This window comes from Nocardioides xinjiangensis (genome assembly GCF_017916385.1).
GTDB lineage: Bacteria > Actinomycetota > Actinomycetes > Propionibacteriales > Nocardioidaceae > Nocardioides > Nocardioides xinjiangensis.
Map to the genome: position 1 here is coordinate 1,131,585 of NZ_JAFMSW010000001.1, position 13,254 is coordinate 1,144,838.

General features: G+C 73.2%; 12 protein-coding genes. 2 read left to right on the plus strand and 10 right to left on the minus strand.

Translation table 11 applies throughout. The features are described 5' to 3' along the window. Nucleotides 1-22: 22 nt before the first annotated feature. From J3P32_RS05375 to J3P32_RS05385, 3 genes are read right to left on the minus strand one after another with little or no spacing between them, the layout of a single operon-like run. Nucleotides 23-1,195: a hypothetical protein gene (locus J3P32_RS05375; RefSeq protein WP_210438793.1), complete on the minus strand. Its 1,173-nt coding sequence runs from the start codon at nt 1,193-1,195 to the stop codon at nt 23-25. Next, nucleotides 1,185-1,475 carry a hypothetical protein gene (locus tag J3P32_RS05380; RefSeq protein WP_210438794.1) on the minus strand — a complete coding sequence of 97 codons (291 nt, stop codon included), beginning with the start codon at nt 1,473-1,475 and terminating at the stop codon, nt 1,185-1,187. The genes J3P32_RS05375 and J3P32_RS05380 overlap by 11 nt, the downstream gene beginning before the upstream one ends. Beyond that, nucleotides 1,468-1,734, minus strand: a complete 267-nt coding sequence (locus J3P32_RS05385; protein ID WP_210438795.1) for an SAV_915 family protein — start codon at nt 1,732-1,734, stop codon at nt 1,468-1,470. The genes J3P32_RS05380 and J3P32_RS05385 overlap by 8 nt, the downstream gene beginning before the upstream one ends. A gap of 183 nt (nt 1,735-1,917) precedes the next feature. On the opposite strand from J3P32_RS05385, the gene J3P32_RS05390 reads away from it, so the two are divergent. Continuing rightward, nucleotides 1,918-2,568, plus strand: a complete 651-nt coding sequence (locus tag J3P32_RS05390) for a nucleoside/nucleotide kinase family protein (RefSeq protein WP_210438796.1) — start codon at nt 1,918-1,920, stop codon at nt 2,566-2,568. A gap of 81 nt (nt 2,569-2,649) precedes the next feature. Here J3P32_RS05390 and J3P32_RS05395 read toward each other — a convergent pair whose 3' ends face one another. The 3 genes from J3P32_RS05395 to J3P32_RS05405 all read right to left on the minus strand — a co-directional run bounded on the left by J3P32_RS05395 (nt 2,650) and on the right by J3P32_RS05405 (nt 7,407). Next, nucleotides 2,650-4,017: an FAD-binding oxidoreductase gene (locus tag J3P32_RS05395; RefSeq protein ID WP_210438797.1), complete on the minus strand. Its 1,368-nt coding sequence runs from the start codon at nt 4,015-4,017 to the stop codon at nt 2,650-2,652. Nucleotides 4,018-4,107: 90 nt separating this feature from the next. Continuing rightward, complete coding sequence (locus tag J3P32_RS05400; protein WP_210438798.1) at nt 4,108-5,511, minus strand: FAD-dependent oxidoreductase; 1,404 nt, start codon at nt 5,509-5,511, stop codon at nt 4,108-4,110. A gap of 9 nt (nt 5,512-5,520) precedes the next feature. Further along, nucleotides 5,521-7,407: a BTAD domain-containing putative transcriptional regulator gene (locus J3P32_RS05405; protein ID WP_210438799.1), complete on the minus strand. Its 1,887-nt coding sequence runs from the start codon at nt 7,405-7,407 to the stop codon at nt 5,521-5,523. Nucleotides 7,408-7,566: 159 nt separating this feature from the next. On the opposite strand from J3P32_RS05405, the gene J3P32_RS05410 reads away from it, so the two are divergent. After that, complete coding sequence (locus J3P32_RS05410; protein WP_210438800.1) at nt 7,567-8,217, plus strand: endonuclease/exonuclease/phosphatase family protein; 651 nt, start codon at nt 7,567-7,569, stop codon at nt 8,215-8,217. A gap of 10 nt (nt 8,218-8,227) precedes the next feature. Here the strand turns inward: J3P32_RS05410 and J3P32_RS05415 are convergent, their stop codons facing one another. The 4 genes from J3P32_RS05415 to J3P32_RS05425 form a co-directional block, all read right to left on the minus strand. Next, entirely contained in the window at nt 8,228-9,877 is a 1,650-nt protein-coding gene (locus tag J3P32_RS05415; RefSeq protein ID WP_210438801.1) for a nuclease-related domain-containing DEAD/DEAH box helicase, read from the minus strand. 12 nt (nt 9,878-9,889) lie between these two features. Further along, nucleotides 9,890-10,954, minus strand: a complete 1,065-nt coding sequence (locus J3P32_RS05420; RefSeq protein WP_374222508.1) for a T3SS (YopN, CesT) and YbjN peptide-binding chaperone 1 — start codon at nt 10,952-10,954, stop codon at nt 9,890-9,892. Then, a complete protein-coding gene (locus J3P32_RS18620; protein ID WP_374222509.1) occupies nt 10,884-11,207 on the minus strand; it encodes a TY-Chap domain-containing protein in 324 nt (107 codons plus the stop codon). Before J3P32_RS18620 ends, J3P32_RS05420 begins: the two co-directional genes overlap by 71 nt. Before the next feature lie 514 nt (nt 11,208-11,721). After that, a complete protein-coding gene (locus J3P32_RS05425; protein ID WP_210438803.1) occupies nt 11,722-12,873 on the minus strand; it encodes a hypothetical protein in 1,152 nt (383 codons plus the stop codon). Between the last annotated feature and the right edge of the window lie 381 nt (nt 12,874-13,254).

Consider the following 13,254-nt stretch of genomic DNA (forward strand, 5'->3'; position numbering starts at 1 on the left):
CGCATCAGGCTCATCGTCGTCGTCAGTCGAACAGTCCGCCGATGCCGTCGACGATCGCGCCGCCGACGTCCGCGATGGCCTCGCCGGTCTCGACCACCGCGTCGACGCCGGCGAGGACGGCGTCGCCGACGTCTCCGCCGTTCTCCCAGAGCTCGTCGATCATGCCGGAGGTGAAGATGCCGACGCCGGCACCCACGACGGTGCCCACGACGGTGCCGACCGGTCCGCCGATCGCCGTGCCGACGAGCGCGCCGGTGCCCACGGACGCGGCGAAGCCTCCGAGGTTGGAGGTGACGGCCTGCTCGGCACTCTCCTGGTTGGGGCCGTGCATGTCGTAGAAGATGCCGCCGACCGCGAGGACGCCACCGAGCGCGACGGGAGCGAAGCGGGCCGCGTTGGCCAGCCGGGAGGCTCGCGCCAGGTCGTCGGCGGCGCCGGCAGCGGTGCTGCGCCAGTGGTCGAGGTCGTCGTAGAACTGCGCGGCGTTGGGCACCCGGCCGGTGTTGCGCAGCCGGTCGAGGTGCTCGGCGGAGAGGTCGGCGAAGTACTGCGCGTTGCCGCGCAGCGCGCTGGCCTGGACCTCCGTCAGGGCGCCGGCGAGGCCGCCCGCGACGGAGGTGAGGTTGAACGCCCACGTCGGCGCGTCCATCGCCCGGTTGGCTGCGGACACGCGCTCCCACGCGCGCTCGATGTCGGACCACACCTCCTCGGCGCGGGTGACGAGCTCGTTGTAGGCGCGGATCTTGTCCTGGTGGGCGTCGTACGCCGCCACGTCGGCGTTGTGGGCGTCGACCTGCCCCGGCGACGCGTCGACCGGCGGCTCGCCGGGTCGGGCCGGTCCTGCGCCCGGCGACTGGATGACGAAGCCCGACACCGTGAGCCCGGCGTCGCGGGCATCGGCCCGGATGCCCTCCATCCGCTGCTGGCAGCCCTCCAGCGACCCGGCGTACTCGCGGAAGGCCGTGCACACGCTGGTGGCGCCCTCACGCAGGCCCTCCGCGACCCGGACGGCCCGTCCCATCGCCCCCTCGAACGCCGCGCCGGCCCCACCACGCCAGTCACCGCCGGCCTCGGTGCGGGAGGCGGCGAACGCGTCCACGCCGGCCCGGATGGCGGGCCGCAGGGTGTCGCCGACCCAGTCGGCGCCGGCGCGGATGGACGCCGGCGAGCCGGTGATCTCGGTGTCAATCGACACGGGGACCTCCGCCTTCGAACGTGGACGCGACGTCGGCGTCGCTCGCCCAGAAGTCGGCGTCGGTCGCGCCCACCTGCGAGCTGGTGACGCTCAGGCCCTCCGACATCGAGGCCGCGCTGTCGACCAGCTTCGAGAGCATCGCGGTCAGCAGCGGCGTCATGTCGCCGCCGTCGACGCTCGTGGGCGCGGACCCGGCGGTCTCCTCGACGTCTGCCGCCGCCGCGTCGAGGTGACCCCGGATCGCGCCGAGGGTGGCTGGTGGGACACGGACCTCACTCACCGCGGGCCCCCTCCGGGTGCAGCTCGCGGTCGAGGAAGAGCAGGTCGTAGGGCACCTGCTCGAACGCGTGCTGCAGGTCGTCGACCCCCAGGAGGACCCAGCGGGCGTCGTCGCCGTACTGCTCCTCGAGCCGGTCGATGGCGGAGTAGACGAACAGTGCGGTGCGGCCGTCGCGCATCTCGTGCATCCGGATCCGGGTCGCGCCGTCGAGGTCGATCGTCGGTGCGTACACGACCGGTGGAAGGGTGGGCTGTCCCATGAGGCGGAATGTTCCCACCACGTCGATCGGCAAACCCGGGCGGTGCGGGCTGTGAACGACCACCGCCTCTGGCTAGCCTGCTGCAACGCCGATCTCGGAGGATCTCGTGCTCAAGACCGTCTCCCGCCCGCCGCTCGGCACGATCATGCTGCCGGCGTCGTCCTGAGCTCGCCGAGGCAAGCCGTGTCGTCGCCCCTCCTCCCGCTCGTCGACCGCGCCGCGCGCCTGCTGGACCGGCCGGGGCGGGTGGTGCTGGGGATCGTCGGTCCGCCCGGCGCGGGAAAGTCGACACTGACCTCGCTGCTGCTCGCCTCGTTGGCCGCTCGCCTCGGCGAGGACACCCTGGGCCACCTGCCGATGGATGGCTTCCACCTCGCCGACGTCCAGCTCGACCGGCTCGGCCGCCGCGAGCGCAAGGGTGCGCCGGACACCTTCGACGTCGACGGCTACGTCGCCTCGCTCGCGCGGTTGCACGACTTCCCCGACCGGACGCTGTACGTCCCCGGCTTCGAGCGGGACCTCGAGCAGCCCGTCGCCGCCGCGATCGCGATCGAGCCGTCGGTGCGGCTCGTGGTCACCGAGGGCAACTACCTGCTGCTGCCCGACGGCGGCTGGGAGCGCGTGCGCCCGCTGCTGGCCGAGGCGTGGTTCGTCGAGGTCGACGACGGCGTGCGCCGCTCGCGCCTGGTCCGGCGGCACGAGCAGTTCGGGAAGTCACCGGCCGGCGCCCGGGCGTGGGTGGAGGCCGTCGACGAGCCGAACGCCCGGCTGGTGTCAGCGACGCGGGACGCGGCCGACGTCGTGGTGTCGCCGGGCCTGGGCGCGCTGGCCTGACCGGACATCCCGCCTGCCGGCGCACGACGACCCGAACGACTCGTGGCCCCCGCGACCGGGGGCCACGAGCCGAGGCGGGGCTCAGCCCAGCACGCCGCCGATCCTGAGCACGCCCTCGGGGTCGTAGGTCCGCCGCGCCCGCCGCAGCCGGGCGAGGGTGACCTCGTCGTAGGCGTCGACGTACTCCTCCGGCGTGAACGTGAAGTTCGGCAGCCGGTGCGCGCCGGTCCACGGCGCCATCGCGTCGAGGATCGCCCGCGCGTGGTCCTCCACGCCCGGGACCTCCGAGATGCCGACGACCAGCAGCGAGTACGCCGCGTCGCGCGAGGCGAAGGCGCTCGGGTGCTCGCCGGGGCGGGCGAAGGCGCCGCCGAGCTGGCGTACCTCCACCAGCACCTGCGGGGAGCCCACTCCCGGTCCGGTGAGCGCGAGCAGCGCGTCGGCCGCCTCCGCGGGGAAGTCGGCGAGCACGCCGCCGGCCTCGTGGGCGGGAGTCGGGTCGAGCGGGTCGGTGTGGACCGAGTCGATCGCGGTGTAGGGCCTCTCGGACACGTCGTCGAGGATCGCCGGAGCAGCGGCCCGCATCGCGGCGAACCAGCGCTCCCCGTCCTCGGCGGAGCCCGTCCAGACGAAGCGCACCGACAGGCTCAGGCGGCCGGCGAGCATCGGCGGCACGCCGTCCATGTCGGGCAGCTGGAAGAGCGCGAAGGACGTCGTGCCCTCCTCGGGCAGCTCCGCCGACCAGGAGCGCCAGGCGGCGATGACCGCGGACGCGTCCGCGCCGTCGAACCACAGCGATCCACCGTAGAACCGGGGCTGCTGCACCAGGTCGAACTCGATGGCCGTGACGATGCCGAGCATCCCCTTCGCGCCGCGCAGGGCGAAGAAGAGCTCGGGGTGCTCGGTCGGCGTGGCCCTCCGCAGCACGCCGTCGCCGGTGACGACCTCGATGGCGCGCACCTTGTCGATGGCCAGGCCGTAGGTGCGGGCCATCGGCCCGAGCCCACCGCCGGTGGTGTAGCCGACGATGCCCACGTCGGTGATCGAGCCCGACAGCGGCGCCAGACCGTACGGCGCGGCGGCCTCCACGACCGCCAGCCACTTCACACCGGCGCCGGCGCGGGCCCAGCCCTCCTCGGGGTGGACGACCACCTCGTCGAGCCCCTTGGTGGTGACGAGCAGCTCGGTGGTCAGGTCGGCCATCGGGCCGTGGCCGGTGGCCTGCGGCGTCACGCGGATGCCGTGGCGGGCCGCGAACTGCACGGCCTCGACGACGTCCTGGGCGTCGTGCGCCGCCAGGACGGCGGCGGGCCGGACCGGGACGGCGAAGTTCCACGGCGAGACGAGGGCGTCGTACGTCCTGTCGCCGGGCACCGCGACGGTGCCGATCGTGAGGGCGTCCAGCTCGGCGAACGGTACGGCCGCGGTGCTGGTCTGTGCGATGGTCATGCTTCCTCCGTGTGAAGTCGTCGTTGACGTCACGACGGTGCGCCCGGGCACTTGCGGCCCGCTTGAACGCGACTTGAGCCCGGTCGCGGATCAGCTGCCTGCGGCGGCCTGGGGCGCCACGAACACGCCGTCGGGGTCGACCGTCCGTCGGATCCGCACGAGTCGCTCGTAGGCCGCTGCCGCGAACCCGCGGCGGGCCGCGGCCTCGTAGGCCATCGACAGGTACGACGCCCGCGACGACCAAGGCGCCAGCGAGTCCAGGATCCGCATCGCGTCCGCGCGCACCGCGCCCCACCCGGTGCCCACGTCGAGCCCGACGCCGAGCACCAGGAACGCGGCGGGCAGGTGGTCGAGGGCGCCACCGCGGGGCGCGGGCCGCGCCAGCGCACCGGCCAGCTGCCGCAGCTCCACGAAGAGCAGGTTGCTGCCCGAGCCCGGGCCGGCCGCCGCGACGAGCGCGTCCACCGCGTCCGCGGGGAAGCCGTGGACGAGCACGCTGTTGGCGTAGACGGCCGTGGGCTCCTGGGGGTCGAGCTGCAGGTGGGCGATGTCGGCGGCCGGCATCTGCGCGAACGTGTCGATCTCGGGGCGCAGGGCACGCAGTGGTGCGATGGAGCGCGCACCCGCCTCGGCGTCGCCGAGGGCCACGGCGTCGATCATCACCATCTTCCGCCCGCGCAGCTGCCCCGGCAGCGACGCGACGTCGGGCACCTGGAAGATCCGCGCCACGCTCGTCACCGACTCGGGTGCGTCGGCCGTCCACTCGCCCCAGGCGGTGAGCACGCGCCGCGTGTGCCGCCAGTCCCACGCCAGCATCCCGGCGTACGCCGTCCGCACCGGCAGCAGGTCGAACTCGAGCGCGGTGACGACCCCGAACCCTCCGGTGCCGCCCCGCGCCGCCCACAGCAGCTCGGGGTCCTGGTCGTCGGTGGCGCGGACGAAGGTGCCGTCGGCGAGCACCACCTCGACGGCCGTGATGGCGCTGCACTGCAGCCCGTGCTGGCGGGAGTACCAGCTGACCCCGCCACCGAGCGAGGAGCCGACGACGCCGACGCCCGGGCTCGACATGTGCATCCCGGCCAGGCCCACGCGCGCCGCCCGGGCCACGACGTCGCCCCACAGCACGCCCGCCTCGGCGCGCGCCGTGCGCGTGGCGGCGTCGACGCGCAGCCCGGTCATCGCCGAGGTGCGCAGCAGCACCGCGTCGCCCAGCCGGCCCGCGAGCGGCGGGGCGCCGTGGCCGGTGCCCTGCGGCGCGACCTTGAGGCCGGACTCCGCGGCCGCCCGGACGATCCGCGCGACCTCGTGCGGGTCGGCCGGGTAGGCGACCGCGGCCGGGTGCTCGTCGACCTGGAGGTTCCACGGCATCCGCGCCTCGTCGTAGAGCGGGTCGCCGGGCAGGTGGACGGCGCCGCCGGCCAGCCCGCGGAGCGCCGCAGCGTCCGCGGTGCCCGCGGCGGGGAGCGGCGTCGACTCGGGCATGGTCTCTGGCACGTCAGCACCTCACGGGGTCGGCACCCCAGCGTGAGCGGGGCGACTTGAGGATGACTTGAGCCGGCGCTCCATCCGCGCGTGGAGCAGCGCGCGCTCGCCCGGCGGGATGTCGGCGTGGATGGCGTCGCGCACGAGCGGGTTGACGAAGTCGAGCGGCTGCCCGGGCTGCCCGTCGCGCAGGATCTCGCCGCGCGCCAGGACGTCGAGCGCGGCCGCGACCTCCTCCTCCGGGCGCCGCGCGAGGTCGGCGACGCTCCGCAGGTCGGCCGTCGGCCCGAGCACGGCGACGGCGTGCGCGACGATCGAGACCCTTTCCGGCATGCGCCGCAGGCGGAGGGTGACGAGCGAGGTGATCGCCCGCGACCCGACGGCCCGGACGGTGTCGACGTGAGCCGCGTCCGGCGGGACGCCCTGGTCGGCGAGGGCGCGCAGCAGCTGGCGCAGGAGCAGCGGGTTGCCCGAGGTCATCCGGTGGCAGGTCGCGACGAACGCGTCGGCGCCGCGCCCCAGGCGGTCGGCCACCAGCGCGGCGGTGCCCTGCTCGGTGAGCGGCGCGGGGCGTACGACGGTGACCGTCTCGTCGGCGACGAGCTCGACGAGGTCGTCGGCGTGCTGCGGCTCGCCGGTGCGCATCGTGAGGACGATCAGCACGGGCAGCTCCTCGAGGCGCGGGACAAGGTAGGCGAGGAACTGCAGCGACGCCTCGTCGCACCGCTGGACGTCGTCGACGCAGAGCACGAACGGGGCCTGCTCGGCGAGGCGGGTCGTCAGCTCGCACAGCCCGCGGAGCACGGCGAAGCGCTCCGCGCGACCCAGGACGTCGTCCACGCCGGCGCCGAACAGCTGCCGGACCACTCCCCACTCGAAGTCCTGCTCCAGCGCGCTGCTCCGTGCCGACCGCACCCACACGCCGGCGGCGACCGCGAGCCGGCGCAGCTCGTCGAGCAGACGGGTCTTGCCGATGCCTGCGGGCCCCTCGACGAGCACGCACCCGGAGGTCCCGTCGGCCAGGTCCTCGAGCCTCTCCCTCAGGAGGGTCAGCTCGTGGTCGCGGTCGACGATCCCGTCGGGCGTGCGGGGTCGCGGGACCAGCGCGGTCGCGTCCGCGGCCCTGGCGGCCGGCGGGCCGTCGAGGTCGGGCGACTGGGCCAGCACCTCCGCCTCGAGCGCGCGCAGGGCGGGACCGGGGTCGACGCCCAGCTCGTCGGCAAGGACCGTCCTTGCTCTTCTGAGTGCCTCGAGCGCCGCGGCTTGGCGGTGCGCCCGGTAGAGCGCGAGGGTGAGCAGCCGCCAGCGCTCCTCGCGCAGCGGGTCCTCCTTGACGAGCGCCTCGAGGTCGCCGATGACGAGCTGCGCCTCGCCGAGCTCGAGCCTCGCCGCGAGGAGGCGTTCCCGGGCGACCGCGCGCAGCTCCGTGAGCCGGGCGCACTCCGCCTCCACCCACGCCTCGCCCGCGTAGTCGGCGTACGCCGGCCCGCGCCAGGCCTTCAGCGCGGTGTCGAGCGTGCACGCTGCCTCCACGGGCGACTCGCCCGCGGCTGACTCGACGGCCGCCTCGAAGGTCCACGCATCCACGGCGTCGGGCGGGAGCCGCAGCACGTAGCCGGGCCCGGCGCGGGCGATGACGCCCTCGCGCTGCCGGGCCGTCGCGTCGGGCTCGAGCCGCCGGCGCAGGTGGCTGACGTACGCCTGCAGCGCACCGGAGGCATTGACGGGCGGCTGCTCGCCCCACACGCACCCGACCAGCCGGTCGGCCGGCACGACCTGGTCTCGGTGGATCACCAGTCCCGCCAGCACGGCGCGCTGACGGCGCCCGCCGAGGTCCACGACCGCGCCGTCGCGCGTGGCCGTGAGCTCGCCGAGCACGTGCAGGTTGAGCTGCGGCTGTCGGTCCACCCCGTTCCCTCGTCTCGAATCTTTTGAGGGTACGGCCGTCCCGAGGGTGGGGCTGCCCCGATTTTGGGCACGCGCGCACGCCGCGCCGGGGGCGCGCCCGGTCGACGTGCCGGCGGACCTCGGCGTGCTCGGTCGAGGCGCGTCCGACAGGATGCGGGCGTGCGCATCGGGACCTGGAACCTCGACGGCCGCTGGTCCGACGACCACGAGGCCCTGCTGGCGGAGCAGGACTGCGACGTCTGGCTGCTCACCGAGGTCAACGAGTCGACGAGCCTCGCCGGCTTCGCCGTCCACCGCTCGCAGTCGCTAGCGGCTCCGCGACGTCGCTGGGCGGCCGTCGCCAGCCGGCTGCCGATGACCTCGGCCCCGGATCCGCACCCCGCGAGCGCGCAGGCGCAGGTCGGCGCGACGACGTACGTCAGCTCGGTGCTGCCGTGGCGGAGCGCCCGGTCCGGCCCCGTGTGGGTCGGCGACCGTCACGCCGAGAAGACCCTGAACGCCGTCGACGACCTGCTCCTCCGCCTGCGCCCGTGCAGGTCCCTGGTGTGGGGCGGCGACTGGAACCACGCCCTCACCGGTCGCGAGCACGCGGGCTCCGCGGGCGGTCGCGCGGCGATCAGCCGTGCGGTGGCGGAGCTCGGGTTGACGGTGCCGACCGCGGAGCTGCCGCACGCGCTGGACGGCCTGCTGAGCATCGACCACGTCGCGCTTCCCGCCGGCACGGCCGCCACCGCGCGGCGCGTGGTGGCCGAGCACGACGGGCGGCGCCTGTCCGACCACGACGCCTACGTCGTCGACACCGACTCCTGAAGGACGGGCCTCAGCGGATGCCGAGCCGCCGGGCCACGTCGTCCCCCGCCACCCGGCGTACGGTCGCCGGATCCCCCACGACCACCAGCTCATCGGTGGCGCGCGACATCCCGACGTAGAGCCGCTCCCGCGCCCGGTCGCGGGTGCCGTCCTTGTTGAGGCACAGCACCACCGCTCGTCGCTCGAGCCCCTTGCAGCCGAGGACGTGGCCGTAGAAGACGTCGTCGTCCCAGTAGGTGCGCCAGTAGCCGTCCTGGTCGTGGAAGTCCGTGCGCTCCACCTGGATCGGGTGGCGGTGGCCGGTCGTCAGCAGCGCGACGTGGCGCGGGTCCCAGCCGGCGTCGAGGAGCCGGTCGACCACGTCGTCCGCGACGTCGAGCGGGTCCTGGCCCGTCGTGTCGAGGAAGCGGACGGCCGGCCCGTCGGCGCCGCGGGAGTACATCCGGCTCGGGGCCAGCGGTCCGAACGACTCGTGGATCTGCTTGGTGTTGCGGAGGTTGTGGTCGAGGACCAGTGGCACGAGCGCCACCGGTGGGCGGCCGAAACGGGCGAAGATGCGCTGGTTCTCGTCGGAGTAGACGTAGAGGCCGCCCTCTTGCTCGTCGCGCAGCGAGCGCAGCAGGGGCGTCCACCACGAGTCGGCGAAGTCCTGCGCCTCGTCGACGATGACAGCGTCGAACTTCTTCCCGTCCGGCAGGTCCGCGGCCAGCTCCGCCATCTCGGCGGGCAGGCGCTCCTCCCAGAACTCGCTGTCGGTGCGGTCGCCGTCGGCGGCGCCCCACTGCTGCCCGAAGGCGTGGAACGTCCCGACGAACGCCGGCCGGTGGCGGTGGTGCCAGCCGGCGACCTCGCGCTTGAGGTGCTCAGCCAGGCCGATGGAGTAGCACAGCAGCGCCACGCGCTGCGGCTTGCGGTCCTGCCCACCACGCGTGAGCTCCTTGGCCTGCTGCAGCGCGAGGACGGTCTTCCCGCTGCCGGCGCCGCCGCGCACCTCGACGCGGTTGAGCAGACGGGTGACGCGCAGGATCGTCGCCTGTTCCATCGTCAGCCGGTCGGCCACCTCGGCCCGCTCGTCCGCCTCCGCGCGGACGTCGTACGACGTGGGCAGGCGTCCGGTCAGGATCTCGGCGATCTCCTCGACGTCGTCGGTGGTCGCCACCCGCTGGCCATGGGTCATCCGGTGCGCGTTCTGCCGCAGCCGTCCGACGAGGTGCTCCTGGTCGTCCTTGTCGTGCAGCGTCCACCGGGGGAGGTCGGGCAGCTCGAAGTCCGCGCCGAACTCGGCGTGCGGCGTCACGACGGCGTGTGCCCACGCGACCCGGCTGCGGCTCCCCCACCGCAGGTCGCGCTCCACGTAGCCGCGCAGGGCGTACTTCGCGCCGCGCGCCTGGTCGACGGGGTGGATGGCTGCCTCGCGGCCACCTCGCACGATCCGCCAGCCGTCGTCCCACCAGACGCTGCCACCCTTCACCTCGAGGACCACGATCCCGACGTCGGGCATCAGCACGACGAGGTCCGCCTCGTGGTCCTTCTGCTCGTCGGTGAGCCGCAGGTTGGCGATGAGGACGTCGTCGGCGGCGAGGCTGTCGCGCAGCCGCTCCCACACGGCCTGCTCGGACGGGGTGGTGAACGTCGGGCTCTCGGGGATCAGGCGCGGCATGCGGCAACCCCATCACCGAAGACGGCCGTGCGTCCCCCGAACGCCGTCACCGGCCGGTCCCTCGTCCTCGTCGAAGAGCGCGAGCTGGTCGGGCTGCACCTTCCGCACCGGGCCGTCGACCATCAGCCGGAGCCCGGCGCGCATGCGAACGGCGAGGTCGCGAAGGTAGTCGTGGCGCGCTTGCACGGCCTTCTCCTTGCTCCGCTGCTTCAGCGCGCGAGCCTCGCGGAGGCTGGTGCGTGCGTCGCGACGCCGCTGCTCGGTGATCCGGATCGCCTTGAGGAGCAGCCCGGTGTCGCCGTAGATCCGCGCCATCGCCGCGGGGCCGACGGAGCCGCGCTCGTCGCGCTCGAGCTCGGCCATCACGGCGTACGCGGTCGCGAAGCGGCTGCCGCGTTCGCCGAGCCGCGGGCGAGGAAGCACACGCCGGGCCCGGCGCAGGCCGGCGGCCCAGCCATCGACCTGAGTGACGACACGCGCGATGTCGCTCGCCAGCACGCTGGGCACGACAGCGTCGAGCGGCACCTCGCGGGTGACTGACACGTGGTCCCCGCGCCAGAGGAAGGTGAGGCCGAGCTCGGCGACGTTGAGCCGGTTCAGCTCGCCGAGCAGCGGGTCGCCGTCCTCGACATCGCCGAGAAGCATGCAGTGGATCAGGATTCGCGGCGCCTGCTGGGACATGGTGACCCAGACGACGCGCTCGCCGGTCGGCAGAGGCAGGTCGCCGTCCTCGTCCCACTGAGGCGCGTCCTCGTAGAGCCCGCTGACGGCGCGGTCCACGACCTCACGGACCTCCTCGACCGACCTCGGCCGCATGACCTGGTCGAGGTCAGGCTCCTCGCGACTGGATGTCGGCGGCAGCTCACGGGCCGCTCGCTCGGACTCGATGCCGTCGGCGTCGAGGTAGACGGGGTGCAGCACGCCGTAGACCTCGCGCAACGCACGCACCACCATGACCGCGGCCCGGTCGGCCTCGCGCTGCTCGACGTCGAGCCAGTGGTTGGTCTCACCCTCGGACCAGTCCTCGGCCTCGGGCCGGTGGAAGCCCAGGTGCGTCAAGAGGCCCTCCTGGAACACGTCGAGCCGGCACTCGGCCGCGAGGTGGACGTTTGCTGACCGCCTCGACGCGCACCATCCGCTCCCCGAGCGCCACCTGGCAGTAGGGCGCCGCGCCGTCCTCGTACGACTCGGTGAGCCCGACGACGATCGAGTCGCCTGCGTCCATCCCCGCGACGTGGTCGGCCAGCCGCTGCCGGAGCTCCCGCCATGCCGTCTCCACTGCGTCGTCCCACCGGCGCTCCAGCTCTCCGCTCATTGCTTCGACCCCCATCCGGACCGCCCCGCGATCGCCAGTGCTGCGACGCTAGAGACAATCACCGACAGTGGGTTCGCGGAGCGACCGGCATGGCGCGTGTCCGTCAGGTTTCAGAGCTCGACGAGGTGGTCGACGCCCAAGGCAGTGCCGTGCGGGCGGCGGCTACCCTGGCCGCCTCGTCGGGTTCGCACGCCGAGCGCTGTACCCGCCGCGCGGTCCAGTCCGCGACTCTCGTACTTCACCTCAGGTGGAGGATTCCTGATTCCGTCGACCTGAGCGAGCGAAGAGCATGGACCCGAGGTGCTGGCATAGGTGGACGTCGAGGGTCAGAGCTCCGGTCCTCCAACATGGGACCGCGCTGAAGACGTGAGCGCTGTGCTCCCCGCGGCGCCTCGGGCGCGCTGCGCGGGCCATTCGGATACTCAACGGATGAGCGCGGAGGCGCCGCAGATATGCGTCGATCGCAGGAGGTGTCGTGTCGCGCTGAGTCGACCTTGTCGCACGCGCCCACACGGCCCCTCTCCGCGGCTCACCACTCGAACTCGATGCGGTCGAGCTCGTAAGCACCCCACTTCGTTGCCGGGGCATACAAGTTGTGGGCCGGATCGATCACGTGCCGCGTGTTGGCCAGGTCGTTGCCGTCCATCCGGTCGTGAAGGATCTTGATGACCGTCTCCGCGACCGCCCGTGCTTGTCCGAGCGGCATCGGCTCCGGCTCTCCGATCATGCTCAGGGTCATGGGTCCACCATGGGCAGCTGACAGCTGCTCGAAGTCGTCGGTGATCCCCACGTAAGCCAACGTTCCGTCAGGCCTGCGGCCGACGAAGGGGACGTAGTCGTTCTTCCCGCCTTCCAGCGTCTCGGCCAGCTCGTCCATGTCGTCCGCGTAGACCTCGTCACGCAGGCTTGCGAGGTCGACGTCGGACCAATCCCATCCCCTCAGCGCGTTCCAGAGCACGGGAGCGGCGATGCCCGCCGCCTTCGCTGCCTTGAGTGCCTTGGCCGCTAGAGCCACCTTCCCCCCACCTGAGTACTTGTCAGCCGCCGACAGCCCTAACTTCAGTGCAGTCAGCCCTGCGCCCACGTAGCTCCTCCACCCGCTCTCGTCGTACGCCAGCGGCGCCGACCCCCGCTCTCGCTCCTCGGCATCGGAGTAGTCGTCCTCATCTGGGTTCGCTTCGAGAGGATCTGACCCGAACGACAGCTCGTCGTCATCGTGCAAGTCGTCGTCGTCCGTGTCCACGGACCACGGATCCGTCCCGAGGAAGTACTCGTCGCCATCGGTGACCCCGTCGCTGTCAGAGTCCTTCTTGCCGGGGTCTGAGATGCCGACGTACGTCGACTCGTCCCCGCTCGTCGATACGACGGCACCGGCCTCCTCGCCGTCGGAGAGACCATCACCGTCAGTGTCTGCTCTGTCGCCGCTTGTGCGGTAGGTGGCGCCTGCCTCGGTTGTGAAACCCGACTCCTCAGTTGCGACCGAGAGCCCGTCGCCATCAGGGTCCTCGCTCGGATCGACTCCGGGCTCCGACCAAGGCAGAGGGACATCGAGACCATCGATGGCGAATGCCGCGCCCGTCGCTACGACGGCAACGGCAAGCAGTGCCGCAAGAGCGCGACGCCGTCGTCCGCGCGGCGGCGTCTCGGTCAGGATTTCGGGCTCCGGCCCACGAGTAGACACAGGCGGGACGATAGGCGGTTCCGCGGACATCGTGCCTCGAATGCGTCAACCGATTCAGCCGCGAGCCGTCACCGATCGGATCGAGTGGCGGCTCGCCGCCTAGGCTGCGGTCGCCAGCCGGCGGCCGATCGCGTCGAGTCTCGGCCCGCAACCCGCCAGCGCCGCCACAGCTGGGCGGTGACGTACGCCAGCTCGGTTCTGCGCGGGCGTGGCTGCAGCGCGTGGTCTCCCTGGGCCGGCGACTGCCACGTAGACATGACTGCGACATCGCCGACGACCTCCTGCTGCGGCTGCGCGCCCCTCTGTCCTGGTCTGGGGCGACGACTGGAAACCACGCCTTGACCGGTCGCGAGTATGCCGGCTCGACGGGCGGCATCAACG

What these genes read in the sequence shown, in the direction of transcription:
- J3P32_RS05385 (WP_210438795.1), bottom strand. Translation starts at nt 1,734, where the DNA reads ATGGGACAGCCCACCCTTCCACCGGTCGTGTACGCACCGACGATCGAC.
- J3P32_RS05395 (WP_210438797.1), bottom strand. Translation starts at nt 4,017, where the DNA reads ATGACCATCGCACAGACCAGCACCGCGGCCGTACCGTTCGCCGAGCTG.
- J3P32_RS05415 (WP_210438801.1), bottom strand. Translation starts at nt 9,877, where the DNA reads ATGCCGCGCCTGATCCCCGAGAGCCCGACGTTCACCACCCCGTCCGAG.
- J3P32_RS18620 (WP_374222509.1), bottom strand. Translation starts at nt 11,207, where the DNA reads ATGGGGGTCGAAGCAATGAGCGGAGAGCTGGAGCGCCGGTGGGACGAC.